Here is a 16,808-nt window from a genome sequence, read left to right as displayed (position 1 = left end):
GGGGGGGGGGGGGGGGGTGTGGCCTTGCGGCCTGCCGGGCGGGGCCGGCCCGGGCGACTCCGCCGGCCGTGCTGACCCCGCCGGCCCGCTGGCCGACGAGGGCGCGGACCGCGCCGAGGGCCGCGGCGGGTCCCGCGAAGGCCGCCTCGTCGTCGCCGTCGCCGATGCCGCCGCCGTACGGGACGCGGTGGTGCACGCGCTCGACCTGCCCTCGGAGGCGTTCTGGCGGCTGGACGTGCCGCCGCTGAGCGGCACCCAGCTGACCGGCCGCGCCGGCCGCTGGAGCCTGCGCTGCGGGACCCCGCTGGGCCAGGCACGGGCCCCGGACACGGCCGCGGGCCCGGCCCCGGACGCCGCCTGCCCCTCGTGATCCGGCGCGGGCGGGAATACCGCTCACCGCCGCGCCCGTTTGCGCCGTCATGCGAGTAGAGATCTGGTCCGACGTCGTCTGCCCCTGGTGCTACATCGGAAAGGCCCGGTTCGAGAAGGGCCTCGCCGCCTTCGCCGGCCGCGACGGCGTGGAGGTCGTGCACCGGTCGTTCGAGCTGGCCGCCGGGGCGCCCCGGGAGGCCGGGAAGAGCGTCGCCGAGGAGCTGAAGGCCAAGTACGGCGTCGACGACGCGCAGCTGCGGGCCATGGAGGAACGGGTCGGCGCCGCCGCCGCGGCCGAGGGGCTCGGCATGCGCCACGACCGGTTCTCCACCGGCACCTTCGACCTGCACCGCGTGCTGCACCTCGCCAGGGAGCGCGGCCTGCAGGACCGGCTGCTCGACGCGCTGTACGAGGCGAACTTCGCCCAGGCCCGCCCGATCAGCGAGGACGACACCATCGTCGACATCGCCGCCGGCGCCGGCCTCGACGCCGACGAGGTGCGCACGGTGCTCGCGGACGACACCGCCTACGCCGACGCGGTACGCGCCGACGAGAAGGAGGCCGCGGAGCTGGGCGCCACCGGGGTCCCGTTCTTCGTCATCGACCGCCGCTTCGCCGTCTCCGGCGGCCAGCCGGCGCAGGTCTTCACCCAGGCCCTGGAGCAGGCCGCCGCCGCGGGCGGGCTGCAGACCGTCGCGGCCGCCGGCGACGACGGCGCGGTCTGCACGGACGACGCCTGCGACGTCCCGTAGCCGACCGCCGCGGCGCGCGGCACGCAGCCGCAGCACGCCGAACGCACGACGCCGAAGCCTCCGCACCAGGCGGAGGCTTCGGCGTCGACGGCGGTGAGGACGGCCCGGGACGGCCGTGCTCCGCGCGTTACTTCACCGGCGTGAAGTCCCGCGCGCCGATGAACTCCGGGCGCCGCACGGGCGCCGCGAACGGCTCCACAGCCGCGTTCTCCATGCTGTTGAAGACGAGGAAGACGTTGCTGCGCGCGTACGGGGTGATGTTGTCGCCCGAGCCGTGCATGCAGTTGCAGTCGAACCAGGTCGCCGACCCGGCCGCGCCGGTGAACAGCTTGATGCCGTGCGCTTCCGCCATCTCCGTCAGCGCGCCGTCCGACGGCGTGCCGGCGTCCTGCATCTGCAGCGACTTCTTGTAGTTGTCCTTCGGCGTGGCGCCCGCGCAGCCGAGGAACGTCTTGTGCGATCCCGGCATGATCATGAGACCGCCGTTGGTCTCGTAGTTCTCCGTCAGAGCGATCGAGACCGACACGGTCCGCATGTTGGCCAGGCCGTCCTCGGCGTGCCAGGTCTCGAAGTCCGAGTGCCAGTAGAAGCCGCTGGCCCCGAACCCGGGCTTGACGTTGATCCGGCTCTGGTGGATGTACACGTCGGAGCCGAGGATCTGCCGCGCCCGGTGCAGGACGCGCTCGTCGCGCACCAGCTCCGCGAAGACCTCGCTGATCTTGTGGATCTCGAAGATGGAGCGTACGGACTGAGTGCTGGCCTCGACGATGGCGCGCTCGTCGGCGCGGATCTGCGGGTCGGCGACGAGCCGGTTCAGCTCCGCCCTGTACGTCTCCACCTCCTCCGCCGAGATCAGCTGGTCGACCGTCAGGAAGCCGTTGCGCTCGTAGCCCTCCAGTTCCCAGGGCGGGATGGGCCCGTCGGCGCCCGGTTCCGACCAGACCACCGGGTCCTGACGGGGCGTGCTCACTTCTTCAGCGCCGCGCGTCGGGTAGAGGTCGGTGACAGTCGGGGTGGCCATGGTTCTCAGTCCTCCTCGGTCAGCAGTGGGTACACGCCGTTTTCGTCGTGGTCTTCGCGGCCCGTGACCGGCGGGTTGAAGACGCAGATGCAGCGGAAGTCCTGCTTGATCCGCATCGTGTGCTTCTCGTGCCCGTCCAGCAGGTACATCGTGCCCGGCGTGATGACGTGCTTCTCGCCGGTTTCGTCGTTGGTGAGTTCGGCTTCGCCCTCGACGCAGACGACGGCCTCGATGTGGTTGGCGTACCACATGGAGGTCTCGGTGCCCGCGTAGAGCACGGTCTCGTGGAGGGAGAAGCCGACGCGCTCCTTGGCGAGCACGATGCGCTTGCTCTCCCAGGTCCCCGATGCCGACTTGATATGCCGGTCGGTTCCCTCAAGCTCCTTGAAGGATCGGACGATCACGGGTTTTCTGTGCCTTTCTCTCGGGTGGTCGGGGGGCTCGGTCGGCGGTCTTTCCGGCGTGTACGCGTCCGCGGGCCGGGACGGGTCCGGGCGGCGGCGTCAGGCGGTCTCGCGGACCGCCCGGGCCAGCGTGCGCAGTCCCTCGTCCAGGTCGTCCGGCGTCGTCGTCAGCGCGGGCAGCAGCTTGACCACCTCGCTCTGCGGGCCCGAGGTCTCCAGGACGAGCCCCAGTTCGAAGGCGCGCCGGCAGACGCGGGTGGCGCGGGCCGGGTCGGGGAACTCCAGGCCCCACACCATCCCGCGGCCGCGGTACGTGGCGTCGGCGTCCGCGTGCTCCGCGCAGATCGCGAGCAGCGCCTGCTCGATCTGCTCGCCGCGGGCGAGGGTCTGCTTCTCCATCTGGCCGTCGGCCCAGTACGTGTCGAGCGCCGCGGTGGCGGTGACGAACGCCGGGTTGTTGCCGCGGAACGTGCCGTTGTGCTCGCCCGGCTCCCAGACGTCCAGCTCCGGCTTGAACAGCGTGAGCGACATCGGCAGGCCGTAGCCGCTGATGGACTTGGACAGCGTGACGATGTCCGGCGTGATGCCCGCGTCCTCGAAGGAGAAGAAGGCGCCGGTGCGGCCGCAGCCCATCTGGATGTCGTCGACGATGAGCAGCATGTCGCGGCGTTTGCACAGCTCCGCGAGGCCGCGGAGCCACTCGGCGCGGGCGACGTTGATGCCGCCCTCGCCCTGGATGGTCTCGACGATGACGGCGGCGGGCTTGTTGAGCCCGGAGCCCTGGTCCTCCAGCAGCCGCTCGAACCACAGGAAGTCCGGGACCTGGCCGTCGAGGTAGTTGTCGAACGGCATCGGGGTGCCGTGCACCAGCGGGATGCCGGCGCCGGCGCGCTTGAAGGCGTTGCCGGTGACGGCGAGCGAGCCCAGCGACATGCCGTGGAAGGCGTTGGTGAACGAGACGATGGCCTCGCGGCCCTTGACCTTGCGCGCCAGCTTCAGCGCGGCCTCGACGGCGTTGGTGCCCGTCGGCCCCGGGAACATGACCTTGTATGGCAGGTCGCGGGGGCGCAGGACGACGTTCTGGAAGGTCTCCAGGAACGCGCGCTTGGCGGTGGTGGCCATGTCCAGGCCGTGCACGATGCCGTCGCGCTCCAGGTAGTCGAGCAGGGCGCGCTTGAGCACGGCGTTGTTGTGTCCGTAGTTGAGCGATCCGGCGCCGGCGAAGAAGTCGAGGTAGGTGTGGCCGTCCTCGTCGTACAGATAGCTGCCCTGGGCCCGGTCGAAGACCGCGGGCCAGCCACGGCAGTAGCTGCGCACCTCCGACTCCAGGGTCTCGAAGACGCTCAGGGCGGGCGGTGTGATGGTCACAGCATTCTCCTGGGAGATGATCCGGTGTACGGGGGGTACGAAGGGTGGGGCCGTCAGCCCGCGAGGGGGCCGATGCGGTACAGCAGCTCGGGCTCGTGTCCGTCCGGGAAGTGCTCCCCGCGGAACAGTACGTCGCGGTCGACGGCGGCGCCGTGGCGGCGCGCGTACGAGCGGAAGAGCTGGTCGGAGGCGGAGTTGTCCGGGGTGATGGTCGTTTCGAGGCCCCGTATGCCGCGGTCCTGCAGCGCGCGCTCGGTCAGTCCGTCGAGCAGCGCGCCGGCAAGGCCGCGGCCGCGGAAGGCGGCGTCGACGGCGATCTGCCAGACGACGAGGGTCTCCGGCCGCACCGGCCGGATGTAGCCGGTGACGAAGCCGACCGGGGCGCCGTCCGAGTCCCGCGCCACGGCGCTGGTGTCGGCGAAGTCGCGACACCACAGCAGGTAGCTGTACGAGGAGTTGAGGTCCAGCGACCCGGAGTCGCGTGCGATGCGCCAGATTGCGGCGCCGTCCTCGATTCGTGGGGTGTCCAGCCGGACACCCGCCTCGTCTGCAGCCGCGGAACGGGATTTATCGGGAGGGCCTGCTAGGTCTGCTTGTGCGGCAGTCATGCATATTGAATTTACCTAGCGGAAATTGAAATCGCACGGCCGGTAGGGGTTACAAAAGGGACGTGGATATGTTATCCGCGGGCACGCGCGAGCGCGCGAAGCGAAGGCGGTATGCCCGGTATTTCACGGAATACCCGGGGGTGTGTGACGTCCGGAACGCAAATGTAACGGATTGATAACGACTGTGTCCGCTGTCCGGATTGAGAAGGTTGACTGGCCGAAAAATTGCCTGGTTTACCTTGCCGGGAAGCGGGCAGAAGATGACGGGAAAATCATCGTTGCCACGCGACGATAAACTGTCGTTAAGCATCCGTCAATGCCTCACACACCGTGGTCACCCCTTCGCGTGAACGTATCCGCGGTACGCCCCGGAGATCATCCGGGAGGGGCGTTTGGCTAGGGTTCCCCTATGAGCGAGGGGCCCGTTCTGCGCGTGCGGGGCCGGATGCTGACCGGCCGCGAGGAGATCCGCGACGAGCTGTGGGTGGTGGGCGGACGCGTCACTTTCACGCCGCCGGCCGCCGCACGGGACGTCGTCGACGTCCACGGCTGGGCGCTGCCCGGGCTCGTCGACGCGCACTGCCACGTCGGGCTCGACGCGCACGGCGCCGTGGACGCCGCCACCAGCGAGAAGCAGGCCGGCGCCGACCGCGACGCCGGCGCCCTGCTGCTGCGCGACGCGGGCTCCGCCGCCGACACCCGGTGGATCGACGACCGCGACGACCTGCCGCGGATCATCCGCGCCGGCCGCCACATCGCCCGTACCCGCCGGTACATCCGCAACTACGCCCACGAGATCGAACCGTCCGACCTCGTCGCGTACGTCGCCCGCGAGGCCCGCCGCGGCGACGGCTGGGTCAAGCTCGTCGGCGACTGGATCGACCGCGACGCCGGCGACCTCCGCCCCTGCTGGCCGCGCGAGGCGCTGGCCCCCGCCATCGCCGAGGCGCACCGCCTCGGCGCCCGCGTGACCGCCCACTGCTTCGCCGAGGACTCGCTGCGCGACCTGGTCGAGGCGGGCATCGACTGCATCGAGCACGCCACGGGGCTCACCGAGGAGACCGTCCCGCTGTTCGCCGAGCGCGACGTCGCCATCGTCCCCACGCTGGTCAACATCGCGACGTTCCCGCGGCTCGCGGCGGGCGGCCGGGGCAGGTTCCCGCGCTGGGCCGACCACATGCTCCGGCTGCACACCCGCCGCTACGACACCGTGCGGGCCGCCTACGACGCCGGGATCCCCGTCTACACCGGCACCGACGCCGGCGGCTCGCTGGCGCACGGGCTGGTCGGGCAGGAGGTGGGCGAGCTGGCCGCCGCCGGGATCCCGGCGGCCGACGCCGTCTCGGCGGCGACCTGGGGCGCCCGGGAGTGGCTCGGGCGGCCGGGGCTGACGGAGGGCGCGCCGGCGGACCTCGTCGTGTACGACGCGGACCCGCTGGCCGACGTGCGGGTGCTGACGGCGCCGCGGCGGATCGTGCTGCGGGGCCGGATCGTCGGCTGAGGGCCGGGAGCCGGGGGCGGTTCCCGGGGTCCGATGCGCCCGATGGGGTGAACGAACGCAGAGTGGCGGTGTCGTCACCCGAGGTCCGTGTGCCCGCTGGCCGGTCTCGGGCGCGGCGGGCGACGGCGGGGCCGCGCCCCGCGCCGCAGTCGCTCAGTGCGCCGGCGCGCCGGGGGGCAGGAACGGCAGGTCGCCGGGCGCGCCCGACTCGATCAGCCGCAGCAGCGCCTTGGTGTCCGCGTGCTCCTCGATCAGATCCCCCAGCCGCTCCAGCTGCTCCTCCCGCAGCCCCGCGAACGACGTGTCCGGCGCCGGCACGAACGACCGCCCCGCGTCCGCCGCCACGCGGCGCAGGAACGCCCGCCGGAAGCCGTCGTTCTCCAGCGCCCCGTGCCAGTGCGTCCCCCACACCTGCCCCACCCGGCACCCGGCCAGGAACGGCTCGCCGCCCAGCACGTCCGCGACCCCGTGGTGGATCTCGTACCCCGCCACCGGCTCGCCCAGCGCCGTCCCCGCCGGCCGGCCCAGCGTCTTGGCCGCCGCGAACGTCACCCGTACCGGCAGCAGCCCCAGCCCGTCGACCGCACCGGCCGGCCGCGCCTCCACGCCCTCCGGATCGCTGATCCGCTCGCCCAGCAGCTGGAACCCGCCGCAGACGCCCAGCACCGGCCGCCCCTGCGCCGCCCGCCGCGCCACCACCGCGTCGAGCCCTCGTTCCCGCAGCCAGGCGAGCGCCCGCGCCGTGCCCCGCGTCCCCGGCAGCACCACCAGGTCCGCGTCCGCCAGCTCCGCCGGCCGGTCGGTGAACTGCACGGCGACGCCCGGCTCCGCGGCCAGCGCGTCCACATCGGTGAAGTTCGACATCAGCGGCACCGGAACCACCGCGACCCGCAGCACCTCCGCCCCGTGCGGCGGCTGCGCCGGCAGGTCCCGTATCCGCCCGCGCAGCGACAGCCGCAGCCCGTCCTCCTCGTCGATGCCGAGCCCGTGCCGGTACGGCAGCACGCCCAGCGTCTGCCGCCCCGTCAGCCCGCGGAGCATCGCAAGCCCCGGCTCCAGCAGCGAGACGTCGCCGCGGAACTTGTTGACCAGAAAGCCGGCGACCAGCCGCTGGTCCGCCTCGCTCAGCAGCGCGGTGGTGCCGAAGAACGAGGCGAAGACTCCGCCCCTGTCGATGTCGCCGACGACCACGACGGGCAGCCGCGCCGCCCGCGCCAGGCCCATGTTGACGATGTCGCTGTGCCGCAGGTTGATCTCCGCCGGGCTGCCCGCGCCCTCGCAGATCACCGCGTCGTACGTGTGCCGCAGCTGCTCCAGGCAGTCTGTGACCGTGTCGAACAGCGCCCGCTGCCGCTCGCCGTGGTAGCCCGCCGCGCTCAGCTCGGCCACCGGCCGGCCCAGCACCACGACCTGGCTGCGCGCCTCGCCGCCCGGCTTCAGCAGCACCGGGTTCATCAGCGCGCTGGGCTCGGTGCGAGCCGCCGCCGCCTGCATGGCCTGGGCCCGCCCGATCTCGGCGCCCTCGCGGGTGACGTACGAGTTGAGCGACATGTTCTGCGCCTTGAAGGGCGCCACGGAGATGCCGCGCCGGGCCAGCCAGCGGCAGATGCCGGCGGTGACGACGCTCTTGCCGGCGTCCGACGTCGTGCCGGCGACCAGCAGCCCGCCGGCCCGTGCCGTCACTTGACGATCAGATAGATCCCGTAGGCCACCGCTGCTGCGCACAGCGTGAAGCATACGTACGCGCCCGCCCTGGCCAGCGGGGTGGGGGCGGTCTCCGTACCCGCGGAGCCGTCCTCGCCCCCGGGCTCCGTCCTCGGCGCCAGGCCGACGATGCCGACGGTGAAGAGGCCCACGAGCGCCACGGTCGTGACGAGGCTCACGCCGAAGACCTCGCCGAGTGCTGCCCAGTCGATGTCCATGCTGCTTCCGTACCTAGTCGGTCAGGGGGTCGGTCAGAGGGAGGAGCCCGGCCGGTCAGACCGTGGCCTGCGACGCGGGTCCGGACGTGGTCCTCGGCGTCGGGATGGTCACCGGCTCCACCGCCTCGTCCGCGGTGAGCGCCAGGCCGGTCGCCGGGTCCACGTCGTTGACGTTGGCGTGGTCGACCCGGTTGCGGCGCGAGGCGGCCCAGATCGTCGCGCAGGCGGCGATGCCGAGGACCGCGACCGTCACCACGCCCCAGTCGCCCCGGTCGGCGAGGAACGCCGACGCCCCGGCGATCAGCCCCGCGCCCGGCAGCGTCAGCCCCCACGCCGCGACCATCCGCCCGGCCGTGCCCCAGCGCACCACGCCGCCCTTCCTGCCCAGGCCAGAGCCCATGATCGAGCCGGAGCAGACCTGGGTGGTGGACAGGGCGAAGCCCAGGTGCGAGGAGGCGAGGATCACCGTGGCCGAGCTGGTCTGGGCGGAGAAGCCCTGCGGCGGCTGGATGTCGGTGAGGCCCTTGCCCATGGTGCGGATGATGCGCCAGCCGCCGAGGTACGTGCCCAGCGCGATGGCGAGGGCGGCGGAGACGATGACCCAGGTGGGCGGGTCGGAGTCGGGGGCCAGGGAGCCGCCGGCGATCAGCGCCAGGGTGATGACGCCCATCGTCTTCTGCGCGTCGTTGGTGCCGTGGGCGAGGGAGACCAGCGCGCCCGAGGTGATCTGGCCGGCCCGGTAGCCCCGGGCCGTCTGGCTCGCGGAGCGGCGGGCGCCCAGCCGGTAGGTCAGCCGGGTCGCGAACGCGGCGGCCATGCCCGCGACCAACGGCGCGGCGACGGCGGGGATGAGGATCTTCATGGCGATGGCGTCCATGTGCACGCCGCCCCAGCCGACGGAGACGAGCGTCGCGCCGACGAGGCCGCCGAAGAGGGCGTGCGAGGAGCTGGAGGGCAGCCCGGCGAGCCAGGTCAGCAGGTTCCAGACGATCGCGCCCACCAGACCCGCGAAGATCACTTCGGGCCGGATGCCGGACCCTTCGTCGATGATGCCGCCGGAGATGGTCTTGGCGACCTCCACGGAGAGGAAGGCGCCGACGAGGTTGAGGACTGCGCTCATCGCCACCGCGGTCTTGGGCTTCAGCGCCCCGGTGGAGATGGTGGTGGCCATGGCGTTGGCGGTGTCGTGGAACCCGTTCGTGAAGTCGAACACCAGGGCGGTGACAACGACGACTCCGATGATGAGAGAGAGGTGTTCCATGTACCCAAGCAATCCGCTCGAAGGTCGGGGGCCGTGAGGAACGTAAGTACTCCGAGTGAACGCAAGGTGAACTTGGCCGGACGGGGTGGTGACGGGGGCGAATGGGTGTCGCAATACCGTCGGCCGACCGCTTCATACGCAGGTCATGGGGAGGATACTGGTGCGTCACGCGTGGCGTGAGCTGATTCGGACGGCCCGGCGGATGTCCACCGAAGGACTGGTGGTCGGAACCTCGGGCAACGTCTCCGCACGGGTGGGCGACCGTCTGCTCATCACACCGACCGGCGTGCCCTACGACGAGCTGGGAGACGACGACCTCGTCGCCGTCGACCTCCGCGGGCGGCAGACGGACGGCACGCTCCGGCCCACGAGCGAACTGCCCATGCACCTCGCGGTCTACGGGAGCACCCCGGCCCGCGCCGTGGTGCACACCCACGCCGTGCACGCGACGGCCGTCTCCACGCTCGTGCCGGAGCTGCCGGCCGTCCACTACGCCACCGCCGCCCTCGGCGGCGCGGTGCGCGTCGCCCCCTACGCGCTGTACGGGACGGAGGAGCTGGCCGCGGGCATGCTGCGGGCGCTGGCCGGCCGGTCGGCGTGCCTGCTGCAGAACCACGGCACGGTCGCCTACGGCGACGACCTGGCGCAGGCGTACGACCGGACCGCGCAGCTGGAGTGGATGTGCCGGGTGTGGCTGGCGGCGCGCTCGGTGCCGGGCCTGAGCCCGTCGCTGCTGTCGGCGGGGCAGCTGGAGGAGGCGGCGGAGCGGCTGAAGGGCTACGGCCAGCCGTGAGCCGGGGCGCGGGCGCGTGACCCGGGCGGGCCCGCGCACTGGCAGCGGCGGGAACGGCCGCGGACAATGACCGGGATGCGTATCACACCGGCCGCCGCCGCCGTGACCAGCCTCCTCGCCGCCGGGCTCGGCGCCGGCGCCGCCGCCGTGGCCGCCGCCCGCTACGGCTCCCGGGCCGCCCTGCGGCCCGCGCCCGACGGCCCCGTCGGCTTCGGCGGTACCCGGCTGCGGGTGGTCGCGGCGGCCGGCGGCCGGGTCACCCTCGCGCCCGCCTCGGCGCCCGCCCTGCTCCCCGAGACGTACGGCCTGGCCGGCGACGGGGTGCACGCCGTCGCCGGCCCGCTGCTGCGCTCGGAGTCGCGGCCGGGCGGTCAGCTCGTCCGCACCCTGGAGCGCGTCACGTACGGCAGCCTCGACGCCGGCACGCGGGTGCGGCTGACGCCGAAGGTGTACGCGGGCACCCCGCGCTCGGCGCTCGGCATCGCGTACGAGGACGTCGCCGTCGACGGCCCGCTGGGGCCGCTGCCCGCGTGGTACGTTCCGGGCGCCCGCGGCACCTGGGTCATCGCCGTCCACGGCCTCGGCGACACCCGCGAACAGGCCCTGACCGCCCTGCCGTTGCTGCACGGTCTTGACCTGCCGGTGCTCGCCCCCGCCTACCGCGGCGACCCCGGCGCCCCGCCGCCCCCCGACGGCCGCGGCGGCCTCGGCCGCACCGAGTGGCCCGACCTCGACGCCGCGCTCCGCTGGGCGCTGCGCCCCGGCGCCCGGCGCGTGGTGCTGTACGGCTGGTCCGCCGGCGCCGCCATGGCGCTGGCCACGGCGGTGGCGTCCGCGGCGGCGAACAGCGTCGCGGGGCTGGTGCTGGACTCGCCGGTCCTCGACTGGCGCGCCGCGGTGCGCGCCCTGGCCGGCCGCTCCGGCCCGCCCGGACGGCTGGCGCTGCCGGACCCGCTGCGCGGTCTGGCGGTGCTGGCGGCCGGGGAGTTCGGGGAGTTGGCCACCCCGCTCGCCGTACCGGACGCGCCGACGCTGATCCTCCAGGGCCGGGCGGACGACGTCGCCCCGCTCGCCGCCGCCCGGGCGTTCGCGGCCCGCGGCGGCGACCGGCTGCTGCTCCGCGAGGTCCCCGACGGCCGCCACGCGGCGCTGTGGAACGCCACCCCGCACGCGTACGAGGACACCCTGCGCCGCTTCCTGACCCCGCTGCTCTAGGGCCTGCCGCCCGGGTTCCGAGCCCCGCCCGGCGGGCTCCGCGCACGTCCCGCCAACCCCCGGATTGGGCTTTCGCCGCCCCACCGGCGAGACTTGGTGCGTGATGGCGCACCGTTCGCACCACCCGCCGCTCCGCCTCGTCCCCAGGCAGCCCCGCCGCGAGATGGCCGCCGCCGCCCGCCGGGCCGTCGTCGACCGGGCCCTGCGCCCCGCGCCGCGGCCCCCGGAGGGTATCGCCGCGCCCCGGGTGCTCGCCGGCCACGCCCGGACCCTGCTCGCCGAGGCGGTGCGGGTCGCCCGGTGGGCGGAGGGCCGGGCCCGGCCCTGGACCGAGGCACCGCGGGCCGAGTGGGACCGGGCCCGGCTCGCCGGCCTGGTCGAGGTGCAGGGCGCGTACGCCCGCCCGGCCTGGCGGCTGCGGGCCTGGGACCGCGACGAGCGCGCCGTGCTCCGCGGCTGGGTCGCGCTCTTCGACGCCTGGTCGCTGGCCCACCCCCCGCCCGCGCCGCTGGCCCACGACTCCGTCGCCCTCGGCGACGCCGTCGAGGCCATGCCGCAGATGCTCGCCCTGCTCCACCTCACCGGCGGCCCCGTGCGCGTACCCGCCCTGCTCGACCTCCTCGGCCAGCGCGTCGAGGAACTGCGCACCGAGCGCTGCGAGGTGGCGTACGGCAGCGAGGGCACCCCCGTGCCGGGCCGGGCCGCCGCGCCGCCGGCGGCCCGGACGCCGGACGCGGAGCTGGCCGGGCTGCTGCCGGAGCTGCTGGACTGGGCGCTGGAGGCGTTCGCCTCCGTGGGGGCGCTGACCCGCGAGGGCGCCGAGGTGTCGCTGACCCCGCTGGGCCACTGGGCCGTGTGGATGAAGATCGAGCAGATCTGCATCGCCGCCCAGGGCCCCGAGGGGCACATCGAGAAGCCCGCGGAGGCGATGCTCCGCAGCTGCGCGGGGCTGACCCCGGGGCCGGCGCGCGCCGAGTACCGCGCGTGGCTGGCGGCGCGGCCCGCGGGCAGCGCGGTCGCGGAGCTGCTGGAGGTGGCGCGCGGCGACGACGCGCTGCTGCGCGGGCTGGCGTTCGAGGCGCTGCGGACGGTGGGCGCGGCCGCGGAGAGCGCGGTGCGCCAGGCGTGCGACGAGCCGATGCTGCGGCCGTACGCGCTGCTGTGGCTGGCGGAGCAGGAGGGCGGCGACGCGGACGAGGCGCTGGGCGTGCTGAGCCGCCGGGAGGCGACCTGGCTGTGGGTCGACACCGCCGCCGCGGTCGCCGACCACGGCGAGGGGAGCCTGCTCGTACGGCATCTGGAGTCCGCGGTGCAGGGCAGCGTGCCGGCGCTGCTGGCCGAGGTGGGCGACGCGGGGCATCCGCGCACGGTCCAGGTGCTGGTCGCGCTCGCCGCCGCGCACCCGGACCCGGCGGTGGCCAAGGCCGTCCGCCGGGCCGCCTTCCGGGTGCACACCGGCGGGGCGTGAGCGCGGCCCCGGGCAGGACGCGGACGCGGCGGGCCGGGGGCCCCGCCTCCGCGCCCGCCTCCGCCTCAGCCGAGGGCGGGCGCGTACGTGCCGAAGCTCCAGATGTTGCCCTCGTGGTCCCGCGCCATGTAGTCCCGCGAACCGTAGTCCTGGTCGGTCGGCGGCATCACGATCTCCACGCCGTGCGCCACGGCCTGCCGGTGGTGCGCGTCCACGTCGGTCACGACCACGTACACCCCGGACGGGCCGGCGCCGCGCATCGCCTCGTCGAACCGCCCGCCCCTGTCCTTCGAGCCCAGCATCACCATCCCGTTGCCCTGGGCCAGCTCCGCGTGCACCACGGTGCCGTCCTCGCCCTCGTACACCGCCACCTCCCGGAAGCCCAGCCCCTCGGTCAGCAGCCGGACGGCCGCCTGGGCGTCGCGGTACAGCAGGGTCGGAAAGACGGTGGGGTTGCTCTCGCTGCCGGGCATGCCGCTCACGTCCTCTCGGTGGCTCTACGGGCAGTCTGGCACCGGCCGCCGGCACCGGCAGCCCGGCGGCGCCCACTCCGCCGCGGGGCCGGGGGTGCGGCGGGACAAACGGGTTGCGGCCCCCGATACACTGGCCGCATGGCCACTCTCCACGTGCATGAGGCGGGGTAGCGCGTCCGCACCCTCCCTGCCGCCGTCCACCCTGCCTGCCCTGGAGAACTTCCGTGATCACCGCCACCGGCCTGGAGCTGCGCGCCGGCGCCCGCGTCCTCCTCGAATCCGCCACCTTCCGCATCGCCAGGGGCGACCGCATCGGCCTCGTCGGCCGCAACGGCGCCGGCAAGACGACCCTCACCAAGGTCCTGGCCGGCGAGGGCCAGCCCGCCGCCGGCGCCGTCACCCGCGGCAGCACCGTCGGCTATCTGCCGCAGGACCCGCGCACCGGCGACCTCGACGTCCTCGCCCGCGACCGCATCCTCTCCGCGCGCGGCCTCGACACCGTCATCCGCAAGATGCGCGAGGACGAGCAGCGCATGGCCGGCGGCCAGGGCGCCACCCGCGAGAAGGCCATGCGGCGCTACGAGCGCATGGAGACCGAGTTCCTCACCAAGGGCGGGTACGCCGCCGAGGCCGAGGCCGCCACCATCGCCGCCAGCCTCGGGCTGCCCGACCGGGTCATGGGCCAGCCGCTCCACACGCTCTCCGGCGGCCAGCGCCGCCGCGTGGAGCTGGCGCGGATCCTCTTCTCCGACTCCGAGATCCTGCTGCTGGACGAGCCGACGAACCATCTCGACGCCGACTCCGTCATCTGGCTGCGGGACTACCTGAAGACGTACCACGGCGGCTTCGTCGTCATCTCCCACGACGAACAGCTCGTCGAGACCGTCGTCAACAAGGTCTTCCTGCTCGACGCCAACCGCGCCCACATCGACGTCTACAACATGGGCTGGAAGCTCTACCTCGCCCAGCGCGAGGCGGACGAGAAGCGCCGCCGCCGCGAGCGCGCCAACGCCGAGAAGAAGGCCGCCGCGCTCAACGCGCAGGCCGACAAGATGCGCGCCAAGGCGACCAAGGCCACCGCCGCGCAGAACATGGCCCGCCGCGCCGAGCGGCTGCTCTCCGGCCTGGAGGACGAGCGGCAGGCCGACAAGGTGGCGCGGCTGCGGTTCCCCGACCCGGCCCCGTGCGGCAAGACCCCGCTGACCGCCGCGGGGCTGTCGAAGACGTACGGCTCGCTGGAGGTCTTCACCGACGTCGACCTCGCCGTCGACAAGGGCTCCCGCGTCGTCATCCTCGGCCTCAACGGCGCGGGGAAGACCACGCTGCTGCGGCTGCTCGCCGGCGTCGAGGAGCCGGACACCGGCGCGGTCACCCCCGGCCACGGCCTCAAGCTCGGCTACTACGCGCAGGAGCACGAGACCCTCGACCCGGACCGCTCGGTGCTGGAGAACATGGCCTCGGCCGCGCCCGACATGGACGCCGTCGAGATGCGCAAGGTGCTCGGCTCGTTCCTCTTCTCCGGCGACGACGTCGACAAGCCCGCCGGCGTGCTCTCCGGCGGCGAGAAGACCCGGCTCGCGCTGGCCACCCTCGTCGTCTCCTCGGCCAACGTGCTGCTGCTCGACGAGCCCACCAACAACCTCGACCCGGCCAGCCGCGAGGAGATCCTCGGCGCGCTGCGCACCTTCACCGGCGCCGTCGTCCTCGTCACCCACGACGAGGGGGCGGTGGACGCGCTGGAGCCGGAGCGGATCATCCTGCTGCCGGACGGCGTGGAGGACCTGTGGAACGCGGACTACGCCGACCTGGTAGCGCTTGCTTGATCACCTCCGGCTGAATCATTCGGCTCATGCGTGATCCATCATCTGAGTGAGTGGTGCTCGTACCACGGTGTGGCGCCTGGTCACCGGGCGTGCGGTGGCGGCTACGTGCGACGTCGCCGCACGCCCGGTGACCAGGCGCCACGTCACCGCCCCTGACCTGCCCAATCACGGGACGCGTCGGCCCTGCCCGGCCCGCGCGGCGGCTCGGAGTGCGCGGCTCCGTCGATCCGCGGCGGGAGCCGGGGGGAAAACCTCGTGCCGCGGACCTTGCCGAATGGGTGGCCAGGACGCGATAAAGGGGTGATCATGAGAGTCCAGAGCGCACTTCCGTACGAGGAGGCACGGGTGGCCGAGACTCTGAAGAAGGGCAGCCGGGTTACCGGCGCCGCGCGCGAAAAGCTCGCGGCTGACCTGAAGAAGAAGTACGACTCCGGGGCTAGTATCCGGGCGCTGGCCGAAGAAACGGGCCGCTCCTATGGATTCGTGCACCGGATGCTCAGCGAATCCGGCGTGACCCTGCGCGGTCGCGGCGGTGCGACGCGAGGCAAGAAGGCGTCGTCCTGACGGGACTGCCGCGGCTGCCGTGACCGGCGCCCCGGCCCCGCACGGGCACCCGGCCGGTCCGTCGGACCGGCCGGGTGGTTACTGTTCGGTATATGACAGAGCTGCTGAACAGAGACGGCGTACGACTCGCCCTGGAGGGCGAGGACGGATCGCTGGCCACGGTGACCCTCGACCGCCCCGAACGGCGCAACGCGCAGTCGCCCGCCATGTGGCGGGCGCTCGCCGCCGCGGGGCGGGAACTCCCCGGCAGCGTCCGCGTGGTGGTCCTGCGCGCCGAGGGCAAATCCTTCTCCGCCGGCCTCGACCGGCAGGCATTCACCCCCGACGGCTTTCCGGACGAGCCGTCATTCCTTGAGCTGGCCCGCTATTCCGACGGCGACCTCGACGCCGTCATCGCCGAATACCAGGAGGCGTTCACCTGGTGGCGGCGGAATGACATCGTTTCCCTCGCGGCGGTGCAGGGACATGCGATTGGCGCGGGTTTTCAGCTGGCGCTCGGCTGTGACCTGAGGGTGTGCGCGGACGACGCGCAGTTCGCGATGCGGGAGACCTCGCTCGGACTGGTGCCCGATCTCGCCGGAACCCGCCCGCTCGTTCAACTCGTCGGATATGCACGCGCGTTGGAGATGTGCGTCACCGGACGGTTCGTGCACGCGGAGGAGGCCGAGCGGGCGGGCCTGGCGAACCTCGTCGTCCCGGCGGCGGAGCTGCGCGCGGCGGCCGGGGACCTGGCGGCGGCGCTGCTGGCGGCGCCACGCGACGCGGTGATCGAGACGAAGGCGCTGCTGCGGGAGGCCGCGGGCCGGACGGACGACGAGCAGCGGGCGGCGGAGCGCGCGGCACAGGGCCGCAGGCTGCGGGACCTGGCGGGGCTGGGGGAGTAGCGGGCTCGGCCGGAGCCGGGAGCCGGTGTGGTCGTGACGGGCGGGTGCGGTCGCGGCCGGAGAGCATGCCGGTGATGAGGACCGTGACACGGTCTGCTCGGGGAGGCCGACCGCCAGCCGTACCGTCAGCGGATGTCGGTGATGAGGACCGTGACGGTCGCGGCGGGGGGCGTCGCCGGTGTCGCCGCGGCGATTCGGGCGCGTACGGCGACGGCGACGTCGAGCGCGCGGTACCCGGCGTCGGTGACGGCCCGTACCTCGGTGTGGCCGCCGTCCGTGCGGACCTCGGCGTCGAGCAGCCCGGGCACGTCCGGGGCGCCGGCGGGCCGACCGCCGGCCGGCCCGCCGGGCTTGTACGGACCCGGCGGGCCCGGCGGAT

16 protein-coding genes and 2 pseudogenes are annotated in these 16,808 nt (G+C 73.8%); 9 read left to right on the top strand and 9 right to left on the bottom strand.

Going from position 1 to position 16,808, the window contains the following annotated elements; genetic code table 11:
• Positions 1–370 (top strand): annotated as a pseudogene (locus tag ABD317_RS21080) (hypothetical protein); the annotation flags it as partial.
• A 49-nt stretch (positions 371–419) separates the two neighbouring features.
• Complete coding sequence (locus ABD317_RS21075; RefSeq protein ID WP_027753511.1) at positions 420–1,124, top strand: DsbA family protein; 705 nt, start codon at positions 420–422, stop codon at positions 1,122–1,124.
• Positions 1,125–1,251: 127 nt separating this feature from the next.
• Here the strand turns inward: ABD317_RS21075 and thpD are convergent, their stop codons facing one another.
• From thpD to ectA, 4 genes are all read right to left on the bottom strand, one after another.
• Entirely contained in the window at positions 1,252–2,145 is an 894-nt protein-coding gene (gene thpD / locus ABD317_RS21070; protein ID WP_344291495.1) for an ectoine hydroxylase, read from the bottom strand.
• A gap of 5 nt (positions 2,146–2,150) precedes the next feature.
• A complete protein-coding gene (locus ABD317_RS21065; RefSeq protein ID WP_027753509.1) occupies positions 2,151–2,549 on the bottom strand; it encodes an ectoine synthase in 399 nt (132 codons plus the stop codon).
• Between the two features lie 99 nt (positions 2,550–2,648).
• Positions 2,649–3,917, bottom strand: a complete 1,269-nt coding sequence (ectB, locus tag ABD317_RS21060) for a diaminobutyrate--2-oxoglutarate transaminase (protein WP_027753508.1) — start codon at positions 3,915–3,917, stop codon at positions 2,649–2,651.
• Between the two features lie 53 nt (positions 3,918–3,970).
• The gene (ectA, locus tag ABD317_RS21055; RefSeq protein WP_078627567.1) at positions 3,971–4,525 is read right to left on the bottom strand and encodes a diaminobutyrate acetyltransferase; all 555 of its coding nucleotides are present in this window, start codon (positions 4,523–4,525) and stop codon (positions 3,971–3,973) included.
• A 409-nt stretch (positions 4,526–4,934) separates the two neighbouring features.
• On the opposite strand from ectA, the gene ABD317_RS21050 reads away from it, so the two are divergent.
• Positions 4,935–6,026 (top strand): amidohydrolase family protein, encoded by a 1,092-nt coding sequence (locus tag ABD317_RS21050; protein WP_344291494.1) that lies wholly within the window; start codon positions 4,935–4,937, stop codon positions 6,024–6,026.
• Between the two features lie 153 nt (positions 6,027–6,179).
• Here the strand turns inward: ABD317_RS21050 and ABD317_RS21045 are convergent, their stop codons facing one another.
• The 3 genes from ABD317_RS21045 to ABD317_RS21035 are packed head-to-tail and all read right to left on the bottom strand — an operon-like array spanning position 6,180 to position 9,209.
• Positions 6,180–7,709 (bottom strand): cobyric acid synthase, encoded by a 1,530-nt coding sequence (locus ABD317_RS21045; protein WP_344291493.1) that lies wholly within the window; start codon positions 7,707–7,709, stop codon positions 6,180–6,182.
• Entirely contained in the window at positions 7,706–7,948 is a 243-nt protein-coding gene (locus ABD317_RS21040) for a hypothetical protein (protein ID WP_027753504.1), read from the bottom strand. The genes ABD317_RS21045 and ABD317_RS21040 overlap by 4 nt, the downstream gene beginning before the upstream one ends.
• Before the next feature lie 55 nt (positions 7,949–8,003).
• Positions 8,004–9,209 carry an inorganic phosphate transporter gene (locus tag ABD317_RS21035; RefSeq protein WP_344291492.1) on the bottom strand — a complete coding sequence of 402 codons (1,206 nt, stop codon included), beginning with the start codon at positions 9,207–9,209 and terminating at the stop codon, positions 8,004–8,006.
• Positions 9,210–9,354: 145 nt separating this feature from the next.
• On the opposite strand from ABD317_RS21035, the gene ABD317_RS21030 reads away from it, so the two are divergent.
• The 3 genes from ABD317_RS21030 (at position 9,355) to ABD317_RS21020 (ending at position 12,685) form a co-directional block, all read left to right on the top strand.
• Complete coding sequence (locus ABD317_RS21030; RefSeq protein ID WP_199788985.1) at positions 9,355–10,002, top strand: class II aldolase/adducin family protein; 648 nt, start codon at positions 9,355–9,357, stop codon at positions 10,000–10,002.
• Between the two features lie 75 nt (positions 10,003–10,077).
• The gene (locus ABD317_RS21025) at positions 10,078–11,217 is read left to right on the top strand and encodes an alpha/beta fold hydrolase (protein ID WP_344291491.1); all 1,140 of its coding nucleotides are present in this window, start codon (positions 10,078–10,080) and stop codon (positions 11,215–11,217) included.
• Between the two features lie 163 nt (positions 11,218–11,380).
• Positions 11,381–12,685 (top strand): hypothetical protein, encoded by a 1,305-nt coding sequence (locus ABD317_RS21020; protein WP_344291496.1) that lies wholly within the window; start codon positions 11,381–11,383, stop codon positions 12,683–12,685.
• Between the two features lie 65 nt (positions 12,686–12,750).
• On the opposite strand, the gene ABD317_RS21015 is transcribed toward ABD317_RS21020, so the two are convergent.
• Positions 12,751–13,158, bottom strand: coding sequence for a VOC family protein (locus ABD317_RS21015; protein ID WP_344291490.1), 408 nt, complete (start codon positions 13,156–13,158; stop codon positions 12,751–12,753).
• A 224-nt stretch (positions 13,159–13,382) separates the two neighbouring features.
• Between ABD317_RS21015 and ABD317_RS21010 the strand changes: the two genes are divergently transcribed.
• From ABD317_RS21010 to ABD317_RS21000, 3 genes are all read left to right on the top strand, one after another.
• On the top strand, positions 13,383–14,981 hold the full coding sequence (locus ABD317_RS21010; RefSeq protein WP_027753498.1) for an ATP-binding cassette domain-containing protein: 1,599 nt from the start codon (positions 13,383–13,385) through the stop codon (positions 14,979–14,981).
• Positions 14,982–15,326: 345 nt separating this feature from the next.
• Entirely contained in the window at positions 15,327–15,545 is a 219-nt protein-coding gene (locus ABD317_RS21005) for a helix-turn-helix domain-containing protein (RefSeq protein ID WP_026276177.1), read from the top strand.
• 92 nt (positions 15,546–15,637) lie between these two features.
• Positions 15,638–16,429: an enoyl-CoA hydratase/isomerase family protein gene (locus tag ABD317_RS21000; RefSeq protein ID WP_344291489.1), complete on the top strand. Its 792-nt coding sequence runs from the start codon at positions 15,638–15,640 to the stop codon at positions 16,427–16,429.
• Positions 16,430–16,554: 125 nt separating this feature from the next.
• On the opposite strand, the pseudogene ABD317_RS20995 reads toward ABD317_RS21000, so the two are convergent.
• A pseudogene (locus ABD317_RS20995) lies at positions 16,555–16,808 on the bottom strand (hypothetical protein); the annotation flags it as partial.

The sequence above is a fragment of the Streptomyces synnematoformans genome (assembly GCF_039531005.1).
Classification (GTDB): Bacteria; Actinomycetota; Actinomycetes; order Streptomycetales; family Streptomycetaceae; genus Streptomyces; species Streptomyces synnematoformans.
The sequence above is the reverse complement of the archived record's forward strand: the minus strand, read 5'-3'. Positions and strand labels throughout refer to the sequence as shown.

Bases quoted from the DNA above. Each gene is read 5' to 3' on its own strand.
- ABD317_RS21000 (WP_344291489.1), top strand. From the start codon at position 15,638: ATGACAGAGCTGCTGAACAGAGACGGCGTACGACTCGCCCTGGAGGGC.
- ABD317_RS21075 (WP_027753511.1), top strand. From the start codon at position 420: ATGCGAGTAGAGATCTGGTCCGACGTCGTCTGCCCCTGGTGCTACATC.
- ABD317_RS21020 (WP_344291496.1), top strand. From the start codon at position 11,381: ATGGCCGCCGCCGCCCGCCGGGCCGTCGTCGACCGGGCCCTGCGCCCC.
- ABD317_RS21035 (WP_344291492.1), bottom strand. From the start codon at position 9,209: ATGGAACACCTCTCTCTCATCATCGGAGTCGTCGTTGTCACCGCCCTG.
- ABD317_RS21030 (WP_199788985.1), top strand. From the start codon at position 9,355: ATGGGGAGGATACTGGTGCGTCACGCGTGGCGTGAGCTGATTCGGACG.
- ABD317_RS21050 (WP_344291494.1), top strand. From the start codon at position 4,935: ATGAGCGAGGGGCCCGTTCTGCGCGTGCGGGGCCGGATGCTGACCGGC.
- ABD317_RS21040 (WP_027753504.1), bottom strand. From the start codon at position 7,948: ATGGACATCGACTGGGCAGCACTCGGCGAGGTCTTCGGCGTGAGCCTC.
- thpD (WP_344291495.1), bottom strand. From the start codon at position 2,145: ATGGCCACCCCGACTGTCACCGACCTCTACCCGACGCGCGGCGCTGAA.
- ABD317_RS21025 (WP_344291491.1), top strand. From the start codon at position 10,078: ATGCGTATCACACCGGCCGCCGCCGCCGTGACCAGCCTCCTCGCCGCC.
- ABD317_RS21015 (WP_344291490.1), bottom strand. From the start codon at position 13,158: ATGCCCGGCAGCGAGAGCAACCCCACCGTCTTTCCGACCCTGCTGTAC.
- ectA (WP_078627567.1), bottom strand. From the start codon at position 4,525: ATGACTGCCGCACAAGCAGACCTAGCAGGCCCTCCCGATAAATCCCGT.